Here is a 24438-nt window from a genome sequence, read left to right as displayed (position 1 = left end):
CGCCGACAGCTCACCGCCCGCCCACGGCAGCCGGGTCGGATCGCTCGCACAGCTCGCCGCCATACCACTCCTCGACGAGGCGTGCCGAGATCGAGACCGCCCGCGGCCGGTACAGCTCACCGGTCTCGAACGCCGCAGCCAGCTCGTCCCGGGTGAACCACCGCGCCTCGACGATCTCGACCCCGTCCGGCGCGAGCCGGGCCGAGGCCGCGCGAGCGGTGAAGCCCACCATGAGCGAGGCGGGGAAGGGCCACGGCTGGTCGGCCCGGTAGCGCACGTCGCTCACCTCGAGCCCGACCTCCTCGTGGACCTCGCGGGCGACCGCCGCGGCAAGGGTCTCCCCCGGCTCGACGAACCCCGCCAGCACCGACATCCGCCCCGTAGGCCATCCGGCGTTCCGGGCCAGCAGGAGCCGGTCGTCCGGGTCGGTGACCGCCATGATCACCGCCGGGTCGGTCCGCGGGTGGTGCCAGCTCTCGTCTGCCGGGCAGCGCCGGACCCAGCCGGCCTGGGCGATCTCGGTCGGCCCCCCGCAGCGGGGGCAACGAGGGTGGGTGCGATGCCAGTTGTCCAGGGCGACCGCGGTCGCCGCGAGGCTGGCCTGGTCCGGCGGGAGCAGGTCGGCAACCGCGCGAAGGGGGGTCCCCCCTTCGCCGTGCTGGAGGGCGGCGAGCACGTGTCCGCCGCCGAGTCGTCCGAGGAGGACGAGGTCGCGCTCCTCGTCCGAGGCCTCGGGGTGACGCAGGGCGAGGGCGATCTCGGGGCCACCCACGGTGGGAACGCGCATCTCGTGCACGTCGAGCACCCGGGTGCCCGGCTCGCCGAGCAGGCGCGGGATCACCCCGGCCTCGAAGCGGAGGTCAGCGGCGCGGTCCAGCGGAGGTCCGGCCAGCACGAGCTCGTCGAAGGGGGCAGCCATGGACCTCACGATAAGTCGGTCCGTGGCGCTGCAGGCCTCGCGCCGGTGATCGTCCTACGGTGAGTGCGTGAGTGTTCCGACGAAGCGTTCGCCCCTGGCCCTGGCGGCACTCGCCAGCGCGGCCGTCCCCGACCTGGACCCGGTGAGCGTGGAGCAGGTGCGCACCGAGCCGACGTCGCGCTTCGACGTCGCCTTCGTCCAGGACGCCGAGCACCGGCGGTGGGTGATCCGCTGCCCGCGCACACCGGCGGCCTCCGCGCAGCTGGAGCAGTCGGCGGCGCTGACCCACCTGGTGTCGCGGCGGCTCCAGCTGAGCGTCCCCGTGGTCCGGGGCTGGGTGGCCCTGCCCGAAGGGGGACGAGCGGCTGTCCATGCCCAGATCAGTGGTCGACTCCTCGACCTCGAGCGGCTCGTCCCGGGGCCGGGACTGACCGCCTCCCTCGGCCGGGCCGTGGCGAGCGTGCACAACCTGGACCCGGCGGTCTTCGAGGAGGCGGGCACGCCGTCCTACGAGCCCGAGGCGTATCGCACCCGGCGGCTGGCCGACCTGGACCGGGCGGCCGCCACCGGGCGGGTGCCGACGGGCCTGCTGACCCGGTGGGAGCGCCAGCTCGAGGACGTCGGGCTCTGGCGCTACCAGCCCGTCCCGACGATCGGGGGGCTGGGCGGTGAGCGCGTGCTCGCCACCGAGGACGGCGACCAGCAGCTGTCGGTCAGGGGGTTCGTCGGCTGGGAGGACGCGCAGGTCGCCGACCCCGCCGACGACCTTGCTGCCGTGGTGGGCTCGGTCGACGAGGAGACCCTCGACACCTTCATGGAGGCCTATGCCCACACCCGGGTGCATCGACCCGACCGCGGGCTCGTGCGCCGCGCGCGACTGGTCCACGAGATGTCGCTCGTGCGCTCGATGATGAGCGCGGTCGCCACCGGTGACCTCGACCTCGCCGAGGAGCACGCCGCCGCGTTGCGCCGGCTCGATGCCGAGGTCGCCGACGCGCCCGACGCACCCGCGGTGACCGAGGCGACCGACGTAGCCCAGGCGAGCGACGCACCCGCGGTGACCGACGCGAGCGACGTAGCCCAGGCGAGCGACGCTCCCGCGGCGTCCGAGGCGACCGACGCAGCCGAGGCGACCCGAGGACCTGGCGCGACCGACGACGTGGGCGCCGGGGGCGACGAGGGCGAGGAGGACCCGTCGACGCCGGAGACGGCGTCCGGCGGCAGCACCAGCGCCAGCCTGGTCGGCAGCCGGCGCGACGAGGGCGCCGAGGTCAGCGCCGACGACGATGCTGCGGACGCTGACGGCGACGAGACCCGCAGCGAGGAGCAGCCCGAGCAGCCCGACAAGGTCGCTGAGGGCGGTGCCGCGGGCGAGCAGCCCGACGATGTCGCTGAGGGCGGTGCCGCGGGCGAGCAGCCCGACGATGTCGCTGAAGGCGGTGCCGCGGGCGAGCAGCCCGACGATGTCGCTGAAGGCGGTGCCGCGGGCGAGCAGCCCGACGATGTCGCTGAGGACGACGGCGCGGGCGAGCAGCCCGGCGACGTCACACCCCCTCGCCGGTGAGCACCGCCGCCACCTGCTCCTCGCTCAGGAGCCGGGGCCGCACCGTCTCACCGGTGCCGGCGTAGAAGAGGGCTGCCCGCACCCTGGCGGGGTCGAGGCCGCTCCAGCGCGCGTAGGCGAGCCGGTACACGCTCAGCTGCAGCGCTGCACCGTCGGCGGACGAGCCGCGCGGCGGCCGGCCGGTCTTCCAGTCCACGATCGTCACCCCACCGTCGGGGTCGGCGAAGACCGCGTCGACCCGGCCGCGGACGGCCCGGCCGGCGAGCACGAACTCCAGGCTCAGCTCGACCTCGACCGGCGTGCGCTCGGCCCACTCGCTCGCGAGGAAGCGCTCCTGCAAGGCCGGCAGGTCGACGTCGTCGCTCTCGGCGTCGGCCCGGCCGGGCAGGTCGAGGACGTCGACCATCGCCGTGGTCCCGTAGTGCTGCTCGACCCACGCGTGGAAGTCCGTGCCCCGCCTCGCCTCCGGCGCTGGAGGGCTCGGCATGGGCCGGCGCAGCTGCGCTGCGTAGGACGCCTCGTCACCGGCCACCGCGACCAGGGACGAGGTGCTCAGGTGCTCCGGGAGCGTCACCGCGGGTGAGGTCGGGGTCCGGGCGGCCTCCCGCTCCCGAAGGAGCAGCTCGATCGTCTCGTCGAGCTCGTGCCTCCCAGCGAGCGATGTGGGCGACGCACCGCCGGCGAAGTCATCGCCGCCGCTCTCATCGCTCCCGCCCTTCCCCTGACGATCCGCGAGCCGGGCGGCGGCCCGACCCAGGGCGGGCCGCTCGGGTGCGGGCGGCATCGACGGCCAGGTGACCGTCCGGGAGCGCTCGAGCAAGGGGTTGGCCTCGTCGTCCCGCGGCATCGGCGCATCTGCGATGCGGTGCACGCCGGGCAGCGCGGCCACCTCGTCGAAGAAGCGCGATGCCAGCCTGGGCGTGCTGCCGGTCGCCGCCCAGACCGCCGAGGTCAGGAGCAGGTGCCGCCGCGCCCGGGTGAACGCGACGTAGGCCAGGCGGCGCTCCTCGGTGAGGAGCTGCTCACCGCTCGCCTCCTTGAAGGCGGTGACGTCGGCCTCGATCTCCTTGGTCGTCGCGCCGTGCTCACCGAGCGAGGGCAGACCGTGCCGGTCTCCGCGCAGCGGGTAGGGCACGCCTCCCTCGGTCGCGTGCAACCAGCCGCTGTCCCTGACGGTGCCGAGCGTCCACTCGCCGGTCTCAGCGTCGTGGCGGGAGCGAGCGTTGTGCGACGGGAATGACCCTTCAACCAGGCCGGGCACGGCCACGACGTCCCACTCCAACCCCTTCGCCGCGTGGCAGGTGAGGATCTGCACCGCGTCGGGGGTCGGGTCGACCACCGGCCGCTCCAAGCCGCGCTCTCGTGCGACGGCGGCCTCGACCCAGTCGAGGAAGCCACCGAGTGTCGACCGGTCGGCGCCGGCGGCGAACTGAGCCGCCACGTCGGCGAAGGCGTCGAGGTGGGCACGGGCGGCGCCTGGGCTCCACCCGGGGCGGGCCAGCACCTCGACATCGACCCCGAGGACCTGCTCGGCGTGAGCGACGAGGTCGGGCAGCGGCAGGCCGGTCAGACCACGCAGCGTCGAGATGCCTGAGGCGAGAGCGCGCAACCGCTCCAGCGCCCGCCCGCTGATCGTCTCGCCCCGGCTGCCGACCCATCCCGGCTCCGGCAGCTGATCGAGGGCGTCGACGATCGTCGTCTCCTCGCGCGAGTCCTGGGCGAGGTCGGTCCCCGGCGCCCGTCCGGCCCGAGGCCCCAGCTCGCGGGCCCACGCCGCGAGACCGGCGACGTCGGCCGCTCCGAGCCGGCAGGTGGGGCCGGTGAGCAGACGCATCAGCCGGTCACCGCGGGCGGGGTCCTGCACCACCGCGAGCAGCGCGACGACGTCGGCGACCTCGCTCGTCACGAGCAGACCGCCGAGGCCGACGACCTCGTGCGGGACGCCGCGCTCGGCGAGCGCCTCAGCGATGACGGCGAACTGGCTGCGCTTGCGGCACAGGACCGCCGCGCTGAACCGGCCGTCGCCGCGCCGCTGCTCGACCCACTCTGCGACGAGCTGGGCCTCGGCCCGCGCGTCGGCGACCCGCGCGGCCCACACCTGGCCGCGCTGCGCACCCGGGCGGGCCTGAAGCGGCCGGACCGGGACGGCGCTCGCCTCGCGCAGCGGCCGCGCGACCTCGTTGGCCGCGTCGAGCACCGCGGTGTCGTTGCGCCAGCTGCGGGACAGGTGGAGGACCGGAGCATCTCCGAAGCGCTCGGGGAAGGTCGCCAGGGTCGTCGCGCTCGCCCCCCGCCAGGCGTAGATCGACTGGTGCGGGTCTCCGACGGCGGTCACCGGGCTCGGCTCCGAACCGTCCGGGGCGAAGAGGCCGGTCATGAGCACCAGCTGGGCCTCCGAGGTGTCCTGGAACTCGTCGAGCAGCACGACCCGGAATCGGTCTCGCTCGCCCGTACCGACTTGCGGCGCGGAGCCGGCCAGCCGCGCGGCCAGCGCCATCTGGTCGGCGAAGTCGAGCACCCCGCGCTCGTGCTTGAGCTCGAGGTAGCGGCGCACGACGGGCAGCACGAGGGCGCGCCGTCGCAGGGCCTCGCGCTGGTCGGTCATCGCCTTCAGGCGGGTGCTGCTCGCCTCGGCCCGCTCCCACCGCTCGACGAGGGCGTCCAGGTGGGCGATCGCCTCCTCGGGCTCGCGGAGGTGCTCGGCCAGCTCCCCGGCGAGGTCGACGACCATGCTCGTGACGGTCGACTCCACCCACTCGACCTGATCCATCGGGCCGTCGTAGCCGAGGACCGCCTCGTGGGCGAGCTGCCAGGCGGCGGCCTCGGTGAGCAGCCGCGCGTCGCGCTCACGCCCGAGCAGCGGCGCGTGCTCGCGCACGAGGGACCCCGCGTAGGCGTGGTAGGTCGTGATCGTCGGGGCGCCGGGCAGGGTAAGGGCGCCGCTGACGTCGGTGCGCTGCGCCTGCCACAGCCCGGTGCGCTCCAGGGTCGCGAGGCGCGCCCCGACCCGGTCGGCGAGCTCCCCGGCCGCCTTGCGGGTGAAGGTCAGGCCGAGCACCTCCTCGGGCTGGACGAGGCCGTTGGCGACGAGCCAGACGACCCGCGCGGTCATCGTCTCGGTCTTCCCCGACCCGGCTCCGGCGACGACGAGCTGGGGCCGCAGCGGCGCCTCGATGATCGCCGCCTGCTCCGCGGTCGGCGGGTGCTCCTGACCCAACGCACGGCTGAGCTCGGCCGCGGACAGCGTCGGCGCAGGAGCGTCGTCCATCCGGTCGGTTCCCTCCCGCTCGGCGAAGGGGGAACCGCCCGGCCCCCCGAAGAGGGTGGGCTGCTCCGCCGGGCCAAGCGGCCCGGCGCCAGGTGGTGGGGTCATCGCAGCATCCGGCCTTCCTCGTGCGCCGGGCAGGAGGAGCGCACCGGGCAGATCGCGCAGCGGCGCTCCTCCGGGCGGGCGGGGACGTGCGCGGCGGCCATGCCGTCGACGACCTCGCCCACGACCTCGCGCACCCACTCAGGGTTCTCGCTGCCCGCCAGCGGGGCCTGCACCCGAACGTGGCTGCTCCTGTTCGCCGCCTTGCCGAGGTTGACCAGCGCGGCACCGGCCGAGGTCGCGCCGAGCTCGGCGAAGGCACCCTCCTGCACCGCCAGCTGGTAGACCCCGAGCTGACGGTGGGCGGGCATCTCCTTGGGACCCGGTGTCGACCCACCGGTCTTGTAGTCGATGACGCGCAGCGCGCCCTCAGTGTCGTGCTCGACCCGGTCGACCCGACCGGAGATCGTGGCCCGGCCCACGTCGGCCCGGAAGGGGACCTCGACGCCGGCCAGCCGCCACCCTTCGCGCCGGGCGGTGAGGTAATAGTCGGCCAACCAGCGACCCATCCGGTGAGCACGCTGCTTGTTCTGCTCGCCGACCCACCCCGGGTGCTGACCCAGCTGCGGCCACCGGGCCTCGATCTCGGCGGCGATCGTCTCGTGGTCGGCGTCGGGCAGGTCCTCGGCGATCGCGTGCAGCAGGGTGCCCAGGCTCTGGGAGACGTGACCGACGCCGCGCCCGCCCGAGCTCGTGAGCAGCCAGGCCAGCCCGCACTCCTCGAACGCCTCGACCTGGGACGGGCTGAGCGGGACCTGCTCGTCGGGTGATCGCAGCGGCCGGTCGTCGGTGAGACCGCGCAGGGCCCACCAGTCCCTCGGGTCGGCACCACGGACCCCGGCGGCACGCAGTGCCGCGAGACGGTCGAGCGCGACCTGCGTGGTGTCCTCGGTGCCCTCGGGCCGGCCGAGCTCCTGGCGCAGCCGAGCCACGACACCCACGAGATCCATCGGCAGCGGTGCCTCGACCGCGGTCCGGCCCTCCCCGTCGTCGGGCAACGGATCGATCACCTCGAGGAAGGGCGAGGGGTGCTCGTCCTCGGAGCGCACGGCGGTGACGAGGACGGCCTCGCTCGCCCGGGTGAGCGCGACGTGGAGCAGGCGGGTCTCGTCGTGGCGCACCTGGACCCTGGCCGCCTCGAGCGGCCCGGTGCCGCGACCACCGACCCGTGCCGCGGCTGCCTCGCCGGCACCTCTGCCGGTCATGATCTCGACGAGGTCCTCCGACCCGAGCATTGACCCGCGCAGGCGCAGATCGGGCCAGACCCCCTCCTGCACACCCGCCACGACCACCCGGCGCCACTGCCGCCCGGCGCAACCGGCCGGGGTGACGAGCGAGACCGCGCCGGTGCTGGGACTGCGGGCGGCGAGGGAGTCAGCGGCGACCTCTTGCTGCGCGACGGCCTCGAGGAACATCTCCGGTCCCCCGCGACGGACGGTGTCCTCGTGCGCGGCCGCTGCGGAGAACAGGGCGACGACGGCGTCGAGCGCCTCGTCCGCGCGCGCCCCGGCCGCTCCCCCGGCCAGTGCCCTCGCCCGCCACTGCTGAGCCACGCCGGCCGCCTCCCAGGCGGCCCAGAGCACCCCTTCGGCCGTGACGCCGGGCGCCCAACGCTCACCCTGCACCGGCGCCGCTTCTCGCGCTGCGGCGATGATCCGCGCCAGCCGCAGCAGGGGGTCGGTGTCGCCGCTGGGGTCCTCGACGGCGAGCAGGGCGATCTCCTCCGGGGCGACCACCAGGTCACGCAGCAGCTCGTCGCTGCTCCGTGCGCCTTCCGAGGCGAGCTCCACGGATCGCAGGCGCCGCCTCAGCCGGCGCACGGCGACCGGGTCGGCGCGTACATAGGGAGAGCCGAGCAGGTCGAGGACCTCCTCAACGTCGGGCACATCGCGGCGACCGCGCTGGAGGTCCAACGCGAGCGTCAGCACCGCGAGCAGCGGGGCCACCGCGCTCTGCTCCCGCAACGGCAGCTCGGTGGCGGCGGCGACGAGCGGCACGCCCCGCGCGGCGAGCACCCGGCGCAGGGTCGCCTGGCGGGCCGCGCCCCGCACGACGACCGCCATGTCCGACCAGGCCACGCCGTCGAGCAGGTGGGCCGAGCGCAGCTCGTGGGCGACGTAGGCGGCCTCCTGGGCATCGGATCTCAGCACGGCCACCTCGACCGCTGCGCCCTCACCGCGCGGGGGGCAGCCCCGCGCAGCGCCCCCGCCGAGCGCACCGATCCGCGCGACCACGCGCGCATTGGCCGCTGCCACGGACGACGGCAGCCGGTAGCCCCGGCCGAGCACGACCCGCCCGACGGACCGGCCGCCCCAGTCGTCGTCGACGAACACCGCCGGGTCGGCGCCCCGGAAGGTCTGAACCGCCGCGTCGGGGTCGCCGACCAGGACGAGCGGCACCCCGGCACCGGCGAGGATGCGCAGCAGCCGGGCCGCCGGAGCGGTGAGCTCCTGGGCGTCGTCGACGACGAGGCAGCCGACCTGCTCCAGGGTGCGCCTCCTCGCCTCGTCGTCGGACTCGAGCAGGTCCGATGCCGCGGTGAGCACCCACGCGGGGTCGAACATCCCCGGGGTGGCCAGGGCACCGACCTGCTCGTACTCCTCGAAGACCCGAGCCGCCGCACCCCACTCGGGGCGCTCGTGCTCCTCGCCCAGGGCCGCGAGCCGGTCGGGGGTCAGCGAGTGCTCGACCGCTCGCATCAGCAGGTCCCGCAGCTCGCCGCGGAAGGCCCGGGTCGCGAGCGCCTCGCGCAGATGCTCCGGCCAGACCGGACCGGTGCCCGACTCGGCATGGCCCGCGAGGAGGTCTGCCAGGACGAGGTCCTGCTGGGCACCCGACATCAACCGCGGCGTCGGCTGGCCCTCGAGAGCGGCCTGCGCGCGCAGGATCGCGAAGCCGAGGCTCTGCACGGTCCGCGCCAACGGCGCCGAGGCGGCCCCTCGCAGACCTGCAGTGACCTGGTCGCGCAGGGTGGCCGCCAGCTGCCTGGTGGCCCCGACCACGACGACCTCGTCGGGGCGGCACTCTCCCGAGGCCACGCGGTCCAGCGCGGCGTGCACCGCGACGACGGACTTGCCGCTGCCCGGCCCCCCGAGCACGACGAGCACCTCCTCGCGAGCCTCCACCGCGGCCCGCTGGCTCTCGTCGAGCTCGCTGCGGGACGGCAGCCGCGCAGCGGCCGGCTGCCCCCCTTCGCCACGCCCTTCGTCGCCCCCTTCGCTCCTCCCACCGCGGGTCCGGCTGGACCCACCACGGTCCAACCGGACCTGCGGCAGCTCGTCGTCCTTGGCCATGACCACATCCCATCACCGAGGGCTGACAACGCCAGCCCCTAGGATGTGCGGATCGCCCCGACTGACCCTGGAGGAACCATGACCGCCGGTCACGGCGCTCGCGTCCAGCGCCTCCCTCGCGCCGAGCGACGCGCGCAGCTGCTGCAGGCCGCGCAAGAGATCTTCGTCCGGCAGGGCTACCACTCCGCCGCCATGGAGGACATCGCCGAGCACGCCGGGGTGTCCAAACCGGTGCTCTACCAGCACTTCCCGGGCAAGCTCGAGCTCTACCTCGCGCTCCTCGAGAGCCAGTGCGACCGGCTCGAGCAGCTCGTCCTCGACGCCCTGGACAGCACCGACGACCACAAGGAGCGCGTCTACGCCACCCTGGCGGCGTTCTTCGAGTTCGTCAGCGGAGAGGGCGAGGCATTCCGGCTGATCTTCGAGTCCGACCTCACCAACGAGCCTCGGGTCCGGCACCGCATCGACAGTCTTGAGGCGCAGATCGCCGATGCGATCAGCCAGCGGGTCGCGAAGGACACCGGCCTGCCCCAGCAGTTCGCCGACCTCCTCGGCTACTCCTTGGCCGGCATGTCGCAGGTCTCCGCCCGCGCGTGGCTCGCTCATGCCCAGGACATCCCCCAGTCCGACGCCGCCCGCGCCGCCGGGCACCTCGCCTGGCGCGGGATCGGCGCCTTCCCCACCGAGGCCACCCGGCGCGCGGCCGACCGCGAGCCCAGCTGACCTAAGTCGGCACCGGCCAACCATCAGCACCGCACCCGAACCACCCCTACAGCAGAGAGGATCGACCGTGGAGGTCAAGATCGGAGTCCAGAACGTCGCCCGCGAGATCGTCATCGACGCGACCGGGACCGACCAGGAGATCCAGGGCGCCATCGAGGCGGCCCTGGCCGGCAACGCGCTCGACCTGCGCGACGACAAGGGGCGCCGGGTCGTCGTGCCCGCCGCCGCGCTGGGCTACGTCGACCTGGGCGAGCCCTCCCGAGGCCGCGTCGGCTTCGGCGCCTGACACCCCCTGGGTCGGCTGCCGCTCGCCGTCGGCCCGCCCCCTCGTCGCCCGCTTGAGCTCTGCCCCAGATATCTGGGGCAGAGCTCAACTCCTCTCCCAAACCCCTGCGCCTCGGGGCGGCCCGAGCACGTCGGAGGGTGCTCCCGGGTGCGTCTTCGCAGGTGGGCGAGCCATCCAGGGTCGGGACCGAGCACCCGAATCGCCCGCGACGTCCCCGGGAATACCCCTGTCCTGCCCTACGCTTCACTCCGATGACCGGGGAGGCCGGTCACCAAGCCCCGGCCAAAGCCGGGAACCTGAAAGGAACCGCCACCATGCTGTGGACCATCATCGTGACCGTCATCCTCGGGGCGATCATCGGGGCCCTCGCTCGTCTGGTGCTGCCGGGCAAGCAGAACATCTCGGTGCTCGTGACCGTCATCCTGGGCATTCTCGGCGCCCTCATCGGCTCCTGGCTGTACACCGCCATCTCGGGCAACGAGGGGACCTCGGGCATCGACTGGATCGCCCTCATCATCGGCGTCGCCGTGGCGGCCGGCCTCATCGTCGCCTACGGCGCGATCACCGGTCGCAAGCAGGTCTGAGCGACCGACGCACGCGAAGGGCCCCTGGATCTCCAGGGGCCCTTCGTCGTTTGGCGGTCGTCAGGCGGACAGCCCCAGGCGCGCCATCCGCTGCTGGTGGGCATCGGTGAGCCGCTGCATGATCGCGCCCATCTCCTCCAGTCCCGCGCCGGGTCGGGAGTGGCTGGTCCCGAGGATCAGCTCGGCGAGGGCGTCCCGCTCGCCGGCCACGAGCTGGCCCTGCGAGAGCGCCTCCCCGACGAGCCGGCGACCCCACAGCGCCAGCGGTCCCGCGAGGTGGCGGTCGGCCCTGATCTGGCGGCGGACCGCGTCGACGATCACCTCGGTGCGGCGGCCGTCGCCGGCGGCCTGGGCGATGATCGCGCGCGACTCGTCGTCGACGAAGGCGGAGATCTCGCGGAAGAAGTCGTTGGCGATCCCGTCACCGATGTAGGCCTTGACCAGCCCCTCGAGCAGCCCCCGTGGAGCGGTGCGGGCGTGGAAGGAGTCGAAGGCGGGGACGAAGGGGGTCATCGCCTCCATCGGGTCGCCGCCCAGCTCGCGGATGTGGGTCACGAGCAGCTCGTGTTTGGCGAACTCGTCGACCGCCATCCCCGCGAGCGCGGTCTTCAGCCCGAGGTCCTTGGACAGCTCGCTGTCCGCCGCCAGGCGGGTGAAGCCCGAGATCGCCCCGTAGGCGATCACCCCGAGGAGCTCGATCACCCCTTCGCGCTCCCGGTCCCCGAGAGTGGACCCAGGCTTGGTCGACGGCTCCTCGCTCATGGTCGCAGCGTAGCCGCGCTAGCCCCCCGACGGCAGGGCGTAGCATGGGCGACGAACGACGGTGCCCGGTCGGCATCACGACTTGTGCCCGGTCCTGCCCTCTGTCCTGGCAGCGGCCTCCGGTGCGACAGCTCAGTCGCCCACGCAGACCTCCGATCGGCCCGACCCACCCGGCGCGCCACACCGGCGCCGCCGCCGATCGAGAGATGTGCATGACCGACTCCACCGAGCCCACATTCGACACCCCTGCCGACGCCAGCGCGGAGGCCCCCGCAGCGGAGGCACCGGCAGCGCAGGCACCGGCAGCGCAGGCTCCCGCCGAGCAGCCCACCTTCGCCGACTTCGACGTCCACCCCGACATCGTCGCCAGCCTCGCCGACGCCGGCATCGTCCACCCCTTCCCCATCCAGGCGATGACCCTCCCGGTCGCGCTCGGCGGGCACGACATCATCGGCCAGGCCAAGACCGGCACGGGCAAGACCCTCGGCTTCGGCGTCCCGATCCTCAGCCACGTCGACGTCGACACCGACGACCGCCGCCCGCAGGCGCTGGCCGTCGCCCCCACCCGCGAGCTGGCGGTGCAGGTCGCGACCGACCTCGAGCGGGCCGGCAAGCGGCGCGGCGTCCGGGTGCTCACCGTCTACGGCGGCCGCGCGTACGAGCCGCAGATCGAGGCCCTGCAGCGCGGCGTCCACGTCGTCGTCGGCACCCCGGGGCGGCTGATCGACCTCGCCCAGCAGGGCCACCTCGACCTCACCAACGCCCGCACGGTGGTCCTCGACGAGGCCGACGAGATGCTCGACCTCGGCTTCCTCCCCGACGTCGAGAAGCTCATGGCGATGACGCCCGACGGGCGGCACACGATGCTCTTCTCGGCGACGATGCCCGGCGCCATCGTCGCCCTGGCCCGGCGCTACATGAACCAGCCCACCCACATCCGCGCGATGAGCGACGACGGTGAGAAGGACAGCCACACCGTCAAGGCGATCGAGCAGTTCACCTACCGCGCGCACGCCATGGACAAGGTCGAGCTGCTCTCCCGTGTGCTCCAGGCCAAGGATCGAGGCCTGACGATCATCTTCAGCCGGACCAAGCGGACCGCGGCCAAGGTGGCCGACGAGCTGAGCGACCGAGGCTTCGCGGCCGCCGCCATCCACGGCGACCTCGGCCAGGGGGCGCGAGAGCAGGCCCTGCGCGCCTTCCGCAACGGCAAGGTCGACGTCCTCGTCGCCACCGACGTCGCCGCGCGCGGCATCGACGTCAACGACGTCACCCACGTCATCAACTACCAGTGCCCCGACGACGAGAAGACCTACGTGCACCGGATCGGCCGCACCGGGCGCGCGGGCAACACCGGCATCGCGGTGACCCTCGTCGACTGGGACGACATGTCGAAGTGGTCGATGATCAACCGCGCCCTCGACCTCGGCATCCCCGAGCCGGTCGAGACCTACTCGGCCTCGCCGCACCTCTACGAGGACCTGGAGATCCCCGAGGGCGCCAAGGGGCGCCTGCCCAAGAGCCAGCGCACCCGTGAGGGCCTGGCCGCCGAGAAGCTCGAGGACCTCGGCGAGACCGGTCGGTCCGCCGGGGGTCGGGGCGGTTCCGGTGGGGGCCGTGGCCGCGACGGGCGCGGTGACCAGGGTGGTCGCGGCGGCCGGGGTGGCGGCCAGCGGGGCGAAGGGGGCTCCGCGCCCCGTCGCGACGGCGAGAGTGGCCAGGGTGGCGGCGAGAAGCCGCGGCGACGCCGCAACCGACGCCGCACCCGGGGTGGCCAGACCGGTCAGGCGACCGCCCAGGACTGAGCCGGCCGCTCCCCCCTTCGTACTCGGCGCCGACCCCTTCACCCCTCAAGGGGAGGAAGGGGTCGGCCGTTGTCAGGCCGGACTGATCGTCGAGGTGTCGATGACGGCGCGGAAGCGCACGTCGCCGGCGACGATCCGGTCGTAGGCCTCGTCGACGGCTGAGGTGTCGCTCGCGTCGATCCGCTCGATCGTCGCCGTGATGCCGTGCTCGGCGCAGAAGTCGAGCATCTCCTGGGTCAGCGGGATGCCGCCGATGTTGGAGCCGGCGATGACCTTGTCGCCGATGATCAGCGACGCAGGGGCGACGACGAGGTCGCTCGGCGGCAGCCCGACGTTGACCAGCGCACCGAAGGGCCGGAGCAGGGCGATGTACGCCGACATGTCGAGATCGGCGCTGACCGTGTTGACGATGAGGTCGAAGGAGCTTCGCGCCGCCTTCATCGCGTCCTCGTCGCCGCTGGCGATGTGGGCGGCGGCGCCGAGCTCGCGGGCCTCGTCGGCCTTGGCGTCGGTCCGGCTGATCGTCGTGACCTCGGCGCCCATCGCGGCCGCGATCTTGACGGCCACGTGCCCGAGCCCACCGACTCCAACCACCGCGACCTTGCGGCCAGGACCGGCGCCCCACCGCTTGAGCGGGGAGTAGGTCGTGATGCCGGCGCACAGCAGCGGGGCGGCGCCATCCATCTCCATCGAGTCGGGGATGCGCAGGACCATCTGCTCGCTGACGACGATGTGCTGGGCGTAGCCGCCCTGGGTGATCTCGCCGTCGTAGCCGGGTGCGTTGTAGGTGCCGACGGCCGGCTTCTCGCAGAACTGCTCCTGCCCGTTCTTGCACTGCTCGCACTCGTGGCAGGCGTCGACGAGGCAGCCCACCCCGACCCGGTCACCGACCTGGTAGCGGGTCACGGCGTCGCCGACGGCCTCGACCGTCCCGACGATCTCGTGGCCGGGGGTCATTGGGTAGGTCGCCGGCCCCCACTCGTCGCGGACGGTGTGGATGTCGGAGTGGCAGATGCCCGCCCAGGCGATCGCGATCCTCACGTCGTCGTCGCGCAGCGCGCGACGGGTCAGGCGGACCGCCTCGAAGGGGGCGCCTGCGGAGGGTGTGGCGAGGGCCTTGGTCTCGAAGGGGGACCCGCTGCGGGTCTGGTCAGGGGTGGCTGTGGTCATCCGCCCATCGTGGCACGCAGCTCCGACAGCTTGGTTGCTCCGGGCGGGCACGGATTCCCCCCCGCCACCGGCCGCGGTCTCAGAGCTGGGGCAGCAAACCCTCGGCGACCTCGCGATAGGCCTGGGCGCCCTTGCTCGATCCGGCGGTGTCAAGCACCGACCGGCCGATAGCCGGGGCCTCGGCGAAGCGCACTGTCCGCGGGATCGGCGGAGTCAGGACGGGCAGCCCGTAGCGCTCGCCGAGGTCGCCGAGCACCTCACGGGAGTGGTTGGAGCGGCCGTCGTACATCGTCGGCAGGATGCCGATGACCTTGAGCTTCTTGTTGAGCAGGCGGCGCACGTCACGGACGGTGTCGAGCAGCTGACCGACCCCGCGGTGGCTGAGCATCTCGGCCTGCATCGGGATGATCAGACCGGTCGCGGCCGTGAGCGCGGCGAGGGTGAGCACCCCGAGACTGGGGCTGCAGTCCAGCAGGACGACGTCGTAGTCGTCGCGGACCTCGTCGATCACCGACTGGAGGATGAACTCGCGGCCGGGCCGGGTGAGCAGCTGAGCCTCGGCGCCGGCGAGGTCGATCGAGGCAGGCAGCAGGTCGATGCCCTCGGAGGCCTCGACGAGAGCGTCGGCCATCTCGGCCTGGCCGAGGACGACCTCGTTGGTGGACAGCTCGACGACGTCGGGGTCGATGCCGAGGCTGAAGGTGAGGCTGGCCTGGGGGTCGAGGTCGATGAGCAGCACCTGCTTGCCGTGCTCGGCGAAGGCGGCGGCCAGGGACGCGACGGTCGTGGTCTTGGCGACGCCACCCTTCTGGTTGGCGACGGCGATGATCGCGGCCTTCTTCTTGCGGGGCACGGCTGACTCCTGGCGGTGAGGTCTGTCTGTGGCGGCCGCCCGGGGCGACCGGTCGGTCACATTGTCACAGGTCGGGCACGGATCTAGCGCACCACGGCGACATCGCTCGTCGCGAGCTCCTCGATCCGGGCGAGCGACTCCGGCGCAGTGGTGTGCTCGCCGAGCCGGTTGGGCTTGCCGTCACCGTGGAAGTCGCTGCTGCCGGTCGCGATGAGGTCGAGCTCGGCGGCCAGGGCCCGCGCCGTCGCTCGGGCGTCGTCGTCGTGGTCGCGATGATCGACCTCGATGCCCGCCAGCCCTCGCTCGGCGAGGTCGCGGACCAGCGGCGGGGTCAGTCCGCGGCTGCGGCGCAGGGCGAAGGGGTGAGCCACCACCGGCACCCCGCCGGCGGCCCCCACCAGGTCGATGGCGTCGGTCGTCCTCAGCGCGTGGTGGCGCACGTAGTAGCGACTGTCGTTGCGCAACCAGTCGGCGAAGGCCGCCGACCGGTCCGGCACCACCCCCTTCGCCACGAGTGCGTCGGCGAGGTGCGGGCGTCCCGGGGTCACCCCCGGACCCAGCCGGGCCGCGACGTCCTGCCAGGTGATGTCGATGCCGTCCTCGGCCATGAGCTCGGTCATCCGGCGCAGCCGCGGCAGCCGGTCGTCGACGACGAGGGCCATCTCGCTGCTCAGGCCCTCGTGCTCGGGGTCGAAGAGATAGGCGAGCAGGTGCACGCTGCGTCCCTCGTGCACGGTGGACAGCTCTGCGCCGCGCACCAGGGCGATGCCCTCCTCGCGTGCCGCCTGCACGGCCTTGGGCCAGCCGGCGGTCGTGTCGTGGTCGGTCAGCGCCACCGTGCCCACACCGGCCCGCGCAGCCTGGCGCACCACCTCCGCGGGCGGGTCGGTCCCGTCGCTGACGGTGCTGTGGGTGTGCAGGTCGATCACGTCGCCGAGCCTACGGCCGGACGCCGCGCCCCCGCCCCGCCGCCCCCGCGCCCCCGCCCCCCAACGTGATTCGAGGTAGATCTGGGGCGCCCAGTCGGGCGTTCCTACCTCCAATCAACGAGGTGTGGTGGGCCCAGGGCGTCAGCTGAAGACGACGGTGCGGTCCCCGTGCAGCAGGACCCGGCCCTCGGCATGCCACCCGACCGCGCGGGCCAGCACCCGGGCCTCGACGTCGCGGCCGACGGTGACGAGGTCGTCCGGGGCGAGCCGGTGGTCCACCCGCGCCACGTCCTGCTCGATGATCGGCCCCTCGTCCAGGTCGGGGGTGACGAAGTGCGCGGTCGCCCCGATGAGCTTGACCCCGCGGGCATGCGCCTGGTGGTAGGGCTTGGCGCCCTTGAACGACGGCAGGAACGAGTGGTGGATGTTGATCACCTGCCCCGCCATCCGCCGGGCGAGGGAGTCGCTGAGGATCTGCATGTACCGGGCGAGGACGACGAGCTCGACGTCGTGCTCGTCGACAAGCTCGAGGAGGCGTGCCTCGGCCTCGGGCTTGCTCTGCGACGTGACCGGCACGTGGTGGAAGGGGATGTCGTACTGCCCGGCCAGACCCTCGAGGTCGCGGTGGTTGGAGACGATCGCGGGGATCTCGACGTTGAGCGAGCCGGACGCCCGGCGGAAGAGCAGGTCGTTCAGGCAGTGCCCGAAGCGGCTGACCATCACGAGGGTGCGCAGCGGCCGGCTCGCGTCGTGCAGCTGCCACGACATCCCGTGCTCACCCGCCACCGCGGCGAAGCCTTCGCGCAGGGACGCCAGGCCGACTCCCCCTTCGTCATCGAAGGCGACCCGCATGAAGAAGTCGCCGGTCAGGGTGTCGCCGTACTGCTGACTCTCGACGATGTTGCCCCCGCGCCCGGCGACGAAGGTGGACACGGCCGCGACGAGTCCCGGCCGGTCCGCGCAGGCGAGCGAGAGGACGACGCGGGTGCGTCGGGTGGCGTCGGTCACGACAGCAGGCTCCTTGGGTCGCGATGGGGTCCTCATTGTGCGGGCAGGGCGAGGGATGCCGGCGCGGCGTCTCAACCTTCCGCGGCGCCGCTGGCGGTTCGAAGAAGCAACGTCACCTCGAGGTGACGCTCCTTCTTCGAACCGATCCAGGTGAGAGCGAGATCAGCGAAGACCCGGCCACCGCGGGCGACGCTTCTCGGCGAAGGCGCGCACCCCTTCGGCTCGGTCGGCGCTGAAAGCGGTGTCGTGCCAGCGCTCGTCCTCGATGTCGAGGCCCTCGTCGAGGGAGACGTCGAGCCCCGCGCGCATCGCGGCCTTGGCGTTGCGGACACCGATCGGCGAGTTCGCCGCGATCTGACCGGCCAGCTCCATCGCTGCGGTCCGCGGGTCATCCTCGACGCGGTCCACGAGCCCGAGCCGGTAGGCCTCGTCGGCGTCGACGCGTCGACCGGTGAAGATCAGGTCCGCGGCGCGGGACCAGCCGATGCGGCGGGTCATCAGCTGCGTGCCCCCGCCGCCGGGGATCACGCCGACCCCGACCTCGGGCAGCGCCAACGTGGCGCGGCGACCGGCGACGATGAGGTCGCAGGCGAGCGCGAGCTCGCACCCCCCACCGAGCGCGTACCCGTCGACGACCGCGATGGTCGGCACCGGCAGCTCGAGCAGGGCGCGGTAGGCGCGCCGGTTGCCGGGGCGCTGCTCGCGCAGCTGGTCGTCGGTCAGGCCGTTGCGCTCCTTGAGGTCGGCGCCGACGCAGAAGGCCTTCTCGCTCGAAGAGGTCACGACCACCGCCCGCACCGACCTGTCGGCGGCGAGCTCCTCGCCCGCGGCGACCAGGGCCTCAGCCATCTCGGTCGAGACGGCATTCATCGCCTCCGGCCGGTCGAGTACCCACTCGATCACTCCCCCTTCGTGACGGTCGAGGCGGACCAGACGCTGGTGATCACCCATGCCGTCGATGGTGCCATCTCCAAAGTGACACCATGGCGAGGTGAGCGAGAAGCAGACCAAGCCCGAGAACCGAGCCCGCCCGACCACGGAGGAGTTCCGCACCTTCGTCGCCGAGGACTGGGCGCCGCGCAGGAGCACGGTGCCGCAACTCACCGAGGCCGCTCGCCGCGCCGCGGTCCGACGCGAGACGCTGTCTCAGGCCTACCCCGGCGAGCGTCTCGTCATCCCGGCCGGGGGTCTGAAGGTCCGCTCCAACGACACCGACTACGTCTTCCGGCCGCACACCGCCTTCGCCTATCTCACCGGGCTCGGGGCGGACCGGGAGCCGGACGCGGTGCTCGTCATGGAGCCCCGCGAAGGGGGTGGGCACGAGTCCATCCTCTACTTCCGTCCGTTGGCCGGCCGGGACACCGACGAGTTCTTCGGCGACGCCCGCTACGGCGAGTTCTGGGTCGGCGCGCGGCCCACCATCGAGGACATAGAGTCCGAGCTCGGCCTGACCGGCCGCCACATCGACGGCTTCGACGACGCCGTCGGCAAGGACGCCGGGAGCACCCGGGTGCGGCTGGTCCGCGACGCCGAGTCCGAGCTGACCGCTCGGGTCGACCGGCTGCGCACGGACAACGGCGCGGCCGCCGAGACCCTCGAGGAGGAGGACCTCGTCCTCGGCGCGCACCTCTCGACGATGCGCATGGTCAAGGACGACTGGGAGCTCGACCAGATGCGCCAGGCCGTCGAGGCGACGCGGGTCGGCTTCGAGGCGGTCATCGCCGAGCTGCCGACCGTGGTCGAGCGGGGACGCGGGGAGCGCTGGGTCGAGGGCATCTTCGGCCTGCACGCACGCCACCAGGGCAACGGCGTCGGCTACGACTCGATCTGCGCCGCCGGCGACCATGCCAACACCTTGCACTGGATCAAGAACACCGGCGACATCGGCTCCGACGAGCTGCTCCTGCTCGACGCCGGGGTGGAGCTGGACACCCTCTTCACCGCCGACGTCACCCGTACCTTGCCGATCAACGGGACCTTCAGCGACGCCCAGCGCGAGATCTACGACGCGGTCTGCGAGGCCCAGGCGGCCGGGATCGCCGCCGTCCGCCCGGGCGCGAAGTTCTCTGATGTGCACGCCGCCGCGATCCGGGTCATCGCCGAGAAGCTGCACGGCTGGGGTCTGCTGCCCGAGGGCGTCTCGGTCGAGGACACCCTCGACACCGAGCACGGCCAGTACCACCGGCGCTGGATGGTGCACGGCACGAGCCACCACCTCGGTCTCGACGTGCACGACTGCGCCCAGGCCACCCGCAGCGAGTACATGGAGGCGGTGCTCGAGCCGGGAATGGTGCTCACGGTCGAGCCAGGCCTGTACTTCAAGGCTGACGATCTCAAGGCGCCGGAGCGGTTCCGTGGGATCGGGGTGCGGATCGAGGACGACGTCATCGTCACCGACGACGGCTGCCGCAACCTCAACGCCGACTGGCCGCACACCGCCGACGAGGTCGAGGAGTGGATCCGCGAGGTCCAGTCCCGCTGACCCGCCCGGCTGGACCCCCCGACTTCGCCTCCTACCACGCAGTACTGGTCGTGATCAAGACCAGTACTGCGTGGTAGCGGGCGCTCAGGCGGGGGCGATCACCTCGCGTAGCCGGGTCAGGCCCTCCTCGAGCGAAGGGGGGCCGAGCCCGACCACGAGACCGTGCCTGGGGAGCCCGCCGGCCGGGTGCCGGGGCCTTAGATCAGACCAGTAGTCGGCCATGCCGGCCACGAGGACTCCGCGAGCCCGTGCCTCGGCGACCACTGCGCGTTCGGCTGCGGCGTCGACCCCTTCGAGCTCGACGACGGCATGCAGTCCGCCGTCCATGGGGCGCACCCGGACCCCCTCCAGGCCGGAGAGAAGCCGAAGCGCCACATCGCGCCGGTCCCGGTAGCGTCGCCGCATCCTCGCGGTATGCCGACGCAGCGCGCCGGCGTCGAGGTAGTACTCGAGCGCGTCCTGCACCGTTGCGGGCACCGGGCATCCGACGTCGTGGCGGAGCGTGATCACCCTCTGCCGCAACGGCATCGGCACGATGACATGACCGAGACCGATGCCCGGCGCGAGAACCTTCGCGAACGACCCGAGGGTGACGACTACCCCTTCGTCTCCCCGGTCCAGGGCGGCGAGCGCGGGGACCGGTTCTCCGGTGAAGCGCAGCTCCCCGTCGTAGTCGTCCTCGAGCACGACCGCGCCATGGTCCCTGGCCCAGGCGATGAGCTCGAGGCGCCGACCGACCGGCATCGCACCGCCGAGCGGGTACTGGTGCCCCGGGGTCACAAGGACCGCGTCGAGATCGCTGTCCAGGTGGTCGACGCGCAGACCGGCCTCGTCCACCGGGACCGGGACGACCTCGTGGCCGAGCGCCGCGATGACCCGGCGCAGCGCCGGATAGCCCGGATCCTCGACGGCCACCCGGAGTTGCCTGTCCCTCGCATCCTGGCCGAGGACGAGCGCGGTGAGGACGAGCTGCAACCCCTCGCGCACCCCGGCAGTGACGAGGATCTCGCCCTCCCCGACGACTACTCCGCGCGCGATCCGCACGTGCTCGGCGAGCGCCGAACGCAGGGCCAACGACCCCGACGGGTCGTGCCGCGCGCCGGCCTGACCCACCGCCGACCGCCAGGCCGCTCGCCATGCGCCGTCCACGACGTCGGTCACGTCCGGCTGACCGGGTCGTAGGTCGATCACATCGGCTGCGGATGGCGGAACCGTCTGCGCTGCAACACCTCTCGACGGGGATGGCGCTCGCCCTGGGTGGTCGAGGTGCACTCCTGGGTCGACCCGGGTGGCACCTTCGTCCGCGACCAGCCACCCCTCGCCGTGCAGCTGGTCATACGCGGCGACCACGGTCCCCCTGGCTACCCCGAGCCTGGTCGCGAGCGCCCGCGTCGAAGGGAGCGGGTCGCCCGCCTGGAGCACCCCGGCCCGGACAACCTCACGCAGCCCGTCGGCGATCTGCACGACGAGCGAGCGGGGAGCGGACCGGTCGATCGTGAGCGGCAGGTCGGCGGGACGGGGATGGCGCACTCCCGCACGCTATCCGAAGTGGTCCACCTGCGTTGGCATGTTCTGGACCTTCACACCGGACCACTTACGGGATGAGATTGACCGCATGAGCACTCAGACCCCCCAACGCCTCGACTCCGCCCCTTCGGTGACCGACTCCCCGTCCGAGCCCACCAGCCCGACCACCGGTACCCGCCTCGTCAAGCGCGGACTTGCCGAGATGCTCAAGGGCGGCGTGATCATGGACGTCGTCACCGCCGAGCAGGCCCGGATCGCAGAGGACGCCGGCGCCGTTGCGGTCATGGCGCTCGAGCGCGTCCCCGCCGACATCCGCGCGCAGGGTGGCGTCGCCCGGATGAGCGACCCCGACCTCATCGCCGAGATCGTGGACTCCGTCTCCATCCCGGTCATGGCCAAGGCGCGCATCGGCCACCCGGTCGAGGCACAGGTGCTCCAGCATCTCGGCGTCGACTACATCGACGAGTCCGAGGTCCTCTCCCCCGCTGACTACGTGCACCACATCGACAAGCACGCCTTCGACGTCCCCTTCGTGTGCGGGGCGACGAACCTCGGCGAGGCCCTGCGCCGCATCGCCGAGGGCGCCGCGATGATCCGCAGCAAGGGTGAGGCCGGGACCGGCGACGTCTCCGAGGCCGTCAAGCACATCCGCACGATTCGCACCGAGATCGCCGAGCTGCAGGCCCTGCACGTCAGCGCACCGGAGGCCCTCTACACCCGGGCGAAGGAGCTAGCCGCCCCCTTCGAGCTCGTCGCCGAGGTCGCCCGGACCGGCACGCTGCCGGTCGTGATGTTCACCGCCGGCGGGGTGGCGACGCCGGCCGACGCGGCGATGCTGCGGCAGATGGGCGCCGAGGGCGTGTTCGTCGGCTCCGGGATCTTCCTGTCGGGCAACCCCGCGGCCCGAGCCGAGGCGATCGTGCGGGCGACCACCTTCTATGACGACGTCGCGGCGATCACCGAGGCCTCCCGAGGGCTGGGTGAGGCGATGGTCGGGATCAGTGTCGCCGACCTGCCCGCACCGCACCGGCTCGCCGAGCGGGGCTGGTGAGCTCCCCCTCGGTCGGGGTCCTGGCGCTCCAGGGTGGGGTGGCCGAGCATGAGCGAATGCTCGCCGCGCTCGGCGCGCAGGCGGTACCGGTCCGGCGACCGGCCGAGCTGGACGGTCTCGACGCACTGGTCATTCCTGGGGGTGAGTCCTCGGTGCTCGACCGGCTGCTCGACGTCGTCGGTCTGCGCGAGCCGCTGACGGAAGCCATCGGCGGCGGCCTGCCCACCCTTGGCACCTGTGCCGGGTTGGTCCTCCTCGCGCGCCGGATCGATAACCCGGCACCCGGTCAGCGCAGCCTCGGCATCCTCGACATCGCGGTGCGGCGCAACGCCTTCGGGCGTCAGGTCGACTCGGTCGAGACGGTCGCCACCTGGTCCGGTGCCGGGGACGGCCGGCCGGGATCGCTGCGCGCTGCGGCGATCCGGGCGCCAGAGGTGACCGCCTGGGGCGAAGGGGTCAAGGTCGCCGCGACGATGACCGTCGCCACGTCGGACGGTGGCCGACGCGAGGCGGTCGTGGGCGTGCGCCAAGGCGCCGTCATCGGGATCTCGTTGCACTCGGAGCTGACCGGGGATCCGACGGCGCACCGGGCCCTCCTCGCGGCCGTCACCTCACCCCCTTCGCAGCTCCCCGGGGATCTGCACAGGGCGGGGCCCACCGGAGGCCGACCGCTCGTCTGAGGCTCCGCGGGGATCTGCACAGGGCGGGGCCCACCGGAGGCCGACCGCTCGTCTGAGGCTCCCCGGGGATCTGCACAGGGCGGGGCCCGCCGGAGGGCGACCACTCGTCTGAGGCTCCCCGGGGATCTGCGCAGGGCGGGATCCGCCGGAGGGCGACCGCTCGTCTGAGGCTCCCCGGGGATCTGCACAGGGCGGGATCCGCCGAAGGGCGACCGCTCGTCTGAGGCTCCCCGGGGATCTGCGAAGGGGTGGGTCTACGGGGTGGGAGGGGCGGCGGGGTCGGTCCCGGCTCGGGCCGCCTGCGCGGCCGCCGCGCGGTCGGCGTCGGCACGGATCTGACGGGCCCGCTCCTCCGCGGCGCGCATCGGGTCGTGCTCGGCCAGGAACTCGCGGGCCTGTTGGGCGTTGCGGTGCTCGACGAGCAGCTCGTAGCGGGTGGCGACGACCTGGCTGATCGAGGTGAAGTCGCGGTGCCCCCCGGTCGCCCGGTAGCCGAGCCACGCCCAGACGAGCCCGAAGAGCGCGCCGACGAGGACGGTCGAGATCATCCGCATGACGATGTCCTCGCCCCCCTCGAACATCGCGAAGACGAGACCGACGAACATCCCGATCCAGACACCGGACAGCAGTCCGCCGAGCAGGACCCGCCCGGTCGTGAGCCGCCCGGTGACCCGCTCGATCTGCTTGAGGTCGGTCCCGACGAGCATGACGTTCTCGACCGGGAACTCGTGGTCGGAGAGGTAGTCGACCGCCTTCTGCGCCTGCTCGTAGCTGTCGTAGGTGCCGAGCGACTGGGGGAACTCCAGGCGCAGCACCTGCTCACGGATCGGGCGACCTGCCGGCTGACTCATGAGGACATCATCCCAGACCAGAGGCACAGACCCGAGCGCTCGGTCACAACACGACCACGGCACTGCCGACCGGCATGAGGTCCTTGGCCCAGATCATGTCCATCGCGGGGTTGCTCACCCGCGCGCACCCGTGCGAGGCCGGGTACGCGGGGACGCTGGTGGCGCCGTGAACTGCCCACCCGCGGTAGAAGTAGCGCGGCCGCCAGAGCTTGCCGAGGTCGGACTCATCCATCTTGTCCACCCCACGGAAGACGCTGAAGCTGCCCGTCGGCGTGGTCGCCCGGACCTGCTCGCCGTCCTCGGTCTCGTACAGCTCGCCGCTGCCGGTGCTCGTGTTGAGCGCCACCTGGACCGCGCCGCCGCGCACGACGAGGAGGAGCTGGCGCTGCAGGTCGATCTCGACGCGGTCCGCGGGCCCACCACCGCGGGCGGTGGGACGGCCGGCCGACTCCAGCGCGGCGCGGGTGGCGGGCCCGACGAGCCCGTCGCGGCCCAGCCCGTTGGCCTTCTGGAAGGCGAGGACCGCCTGCACGGTCAGCCCGCCGTAGTTCCCGTCTGCGGTGCCCAGCCAGTAGCCGAGA

At 73.0% G+C, this 24438-nt stretch carries 20 protein-coding genes; 8 read left to right on the top strand and 12 right to left on the bottom strand.

What is annotated here, in order from left to right:
- Window positions 1-10: 10 nt before the first annotated feature.
- Window positions 11-919 (bottom strand): NAD(+) diphosphatase, encoded by a 909-nt coding sequence (gene nudC, locus FB557_RS04530; RefSeq protein WP_144855916.1) that lies wholly within the window; start codon window positions 917-919, stop codon window positions 11-13.
- Between the two features lie 67 nt (window positions 920-986).
- Between nudC and FB557_RS04525 the strand changes: the two genes are divergently transcribed.
- Complete coding sequence (locus FB557_RS04525) at window positions 987-2483, top strand: phosphotransferase (RefSeq protein WP_144855914.1); 1497 nt, start codon at window positions 987-989, stop codon at window positions 2481-2483.
- On the opposite strand, the gene FB557_RS04520 is transcribed toward FB557_RS04525, so the two are convergent.
- Both FB557_RS04520 and FB557_RS04515 read right to left on the bottom strand, forming a co-directional pair.
- The gene (locus FB557_RS04520; RefSeq protein WP_246074399.1) at window positions 2464-5856 is read right to left on the bottom strand and encodes an ATP-dependent helicase; all 3393 of its coding nucleotides are present in this window, start codon (window positions 5854-5856) and stop codon (window positions 2464-2466) included. The genes FB557_RS04525 and FB557_RS04520 overlap by 20 nt on opposite strands.
- The gene (locus FB557_RS04515; protein ID WP_144855912.1) at window positions 5853-9146 is read right to left on the bottom strand and encodes an ATP-dependent helicase; all 3294 of its coding nucleotides are present in this window, start codon (window positions 9144-9146) and stop codon (window positions 5853-5855) included. The genes FB557_RS04520 and FB557_RS04515 overlap by 4 nt, the downstream gene beginning before the upstream one ends.
- Window positions 9147-9224: 78 nt before the next feature.
- Between FB557_RS04515 and FB557_RS04510 the strand changes: the two genes are divergently transcribed.
- The 3 genes from FB557_RS04510 (at window position 9225) to FB557_RS04500 (ending at window position 10739) form a co-directional block, all read left to right on the top strand.
- Window positions 9225-9869 carry a TetR/AcrR family transcriptional regulator gene (locus FB557_RS04510; RefSeq protein ID WP_144855910.1) on the top strand — a complete coding sequence of 215 codons (645 nt, stop codon included), beginning with the start codon at window positions 9225-9227 and terminating at the stop codon, window positions 9867-9869.
- A 67-nt stretch (window positions 9870-9936) separates the two neighbouring features.
- Window positions 9937-10155 (top strand): DUF3107 domain-containing protein, encoded by a 219-nt coding sequence (locus tag FB557_RS04505; protein WP_144855908.1) that lies wholly within the window; start codon window positions 9937-9939, stop codon window positions 10153-10155.
- A 314-nt stretch (window positions 10156-10469) separates the two neighbouring features.
- A complete protein-coding gene (locus FB557_RS04500; RefSeq protein WP_211356475.1) occupies window positions 10470-10739 on the top strand; it encodes a GlsB/YeaQ/YmgE family stress response membrane protein in 270 nt (89 codons plus the stop codon).
- Between the two features lie 60 nt (window positions 10740-10799).
- Here the strand turns inward: FB557_RS04500 and FB557_RS04495 are convergent, their stop codons facing one another.
- Window positions 10800-11501, bottom strand: coding sequence for a ferritin-like fold-containing protein (locus tag FB557_RS04495; protein ID WP_144855905.1), 702 nt, complete (start codon window positions 11499-11501; stop codon window positions 10800-10802).
- A gap of 212 nt (window positions 11502-11713) precedes the next feature.
- On the opposite strand from FB557_RS04495, the gene FB557_RS04490 reads away from it, so the two are divergent.
- Window positions 11714-13306, top strand: a complete 1593-nt coding sequence (locus FB557_RS04490) for a DEAD/DEAH box helicase (RefSeq protein ID WP_144855903.1) — start codon at window positions 11714-11716, stop codon at window positions 13304-13306.
- 72 nt (window positions 13307-13378) lie between these two features.
- Here FB557_RS04490 and FB557_RS04485 read toward each other — a convergent pair whose 3' ends face one another.
- The 5 genes from FB557_RS04485 to FB557_RS04465 form a co-directional block, all read right to left on the bottom strand.
- Window positions 13379-14476, bottom strand: coding sequence for an NAD(P)-dependent alcohol dehydrogenase (locus FB557_RS04485; RefSeq protein ID WP_144855901.1), 1098 nt, complete (start codon window positions 14474-14476; stop codon window positions 13379-13381).
- 79 nt (window positions 14477-14555) lie between these two features.
- Complete coding sequence (locus FB557_RS04480) at window positions 14556-15329, bottom strand: ParA family protein (protein ID WP_144855899.1); 774 nt, start codon at window positions 15327-15329, stop codon at window positions 14556-14558.
- A gap of 83 nt (window positions 15330-15412) precedes the next feature.
- The gene (locus FB557_RS04475; RefSeq protein ID WP_144855897.1) at window positions 15413-16258 is read right to left on the bottom strand and encodes a PHP domain-containing protein; all 846 of its coding nucleotides are present in this window, start codon (window positions 16256-16258) and stop codon (window positions 15413-15415) included.
- Between the two features lie 141 nt (window positions 16259-16399).
- Complete coding sequence (gene purU / locus FB557_RS04470) at window positions 16400-17302, bottom strand: formyltetrahydrofolate deformylase (protein WP_144855896.1); 903 nt, start codon at window positions 17300-17302, stop codon at window positions 16400-16402.
- A 126-nt stretch (window positions 17303-17428) separates the two neighbouring features.
- Window positions 17429-18217, bottom strand: a complete 789-nt coding sequence (locus tag FB557_RS04465) for an enoyl-CoA hydratase/isomerase family protein (protein ID WP_144855894.1) — start codon at window positions 18215-18217, stop codon at window positions 17429-17431.
- 40 nt (window positions 18218-18257) lie between these two features.
- On the opposite strand from FB557_RS04465, the gene FB557_RS04460 reads away from it, so the two are divergent.
- Window positions 18258-19748: an aminopeptidase P family protein gene (locus FB557_RS04460; RefSeq protein WP_144855892.1), complete on the top strand. Its 1491-nt coding sequence runs from the start codon at window positions 18258-18260 to the stop codon at window positions 19746-19748.
- Window positions 19749-19832: 84 nt separating this feature from the next.
- Here the strand turns inward: FB557_RS04460 and pdxR are convergent, their stop codons facing one another.
- Window positions 19833-21278: a MocR-like pyridoxine biosynthesis transcription factor PdxR gene (pdxR, locus tag FB557_RS04455; protein ID WP_144855890.1), complete on the bottom strand. Its 1446-nt coding sequence runs from the start codon at window positions 21276-21278 to the stop codon at window positions 19833-19835.
- Between the two features lie 85 nt (window positions 21279-21363).
- Between pdxR and pdxS the strand changes: the two genes are divergently transcribed.
- Both pdxS and pdxT read left to right on the top strand, forming a co-directional pair.
- Entirely contained in the window at window positions 21364-22326 is a 963-nt protein-coding gene (gene pdxS / locus FB557_RS04450) for a pyridoxal 5'-phosphate synthase lyase subunit PdxS (protein ID WP_144855888.1), read from the top strand.
- Window positions 22323-23006 carry a pyridoxal 5'-phosphate synthase glutaminase subunit PdxT gene (gene pdxT, locus FB557_RS04445; protein WP_246074395.1) on the top strand — a complete coding sequence of 228 codons (684 nt, stop codon included), beginning with the start codon at window positions 22323-22325 and terminating at the stop codon, window positions 23004-23006. Before pdxS ends, pdxT begins: the two co-directional genes overlap by 4 nt.
- Window positions 23007-23260: 254 nt before the next feature.
- On the opposite strand, the gene FB557_RS04440 is transcribed toward pdxT, so the two are convergent.
- Together FB557_RS04440 and FB557_RS14495 are read right to left on the bottom strand one after the other, a co-directional pair.
- Window positions 23261-23857 (bottom strand): YflT domain-containing protein, encoded by a 597-nt coding sequence (locus FB557_RS04440; protein WP_144855884.1) that lies wholly within the window; start codon window positions 23855-23857, stop codon window positions 23261-23263.
- A gap of 43 nt (window positions 23858-23900) precedes the next feature.
- Complete coding sequence (locus FB557_RS14495; RefSeq protein ID WP_246074427.1) at window positions 23901-24425, bottom strand: L,D-transpeptidase family protein; 525 nt, start codon at window positions 24423-24425, stop codon at window positions 23901-23903.
- Window positions 24426-24438: the final 13 nt, after the last annotated feature.

Origin of the sequence: Marihabitans asiaticum (assembly GCF_007828725.1) — a bacterium.
Taxonomy (GTDB): domain Bacteria; phylum Actinomycetota; class Actinomycetes; order Actinomycetales; family Dermatophilaceae; genus Marihabitans; species Marihabitans asiaticum.
The sequence above is the reverse complement of the archived record's forward strand: the minus strand, read 5'-3'. Positions and strand labels throughout refer to the sequence as shown.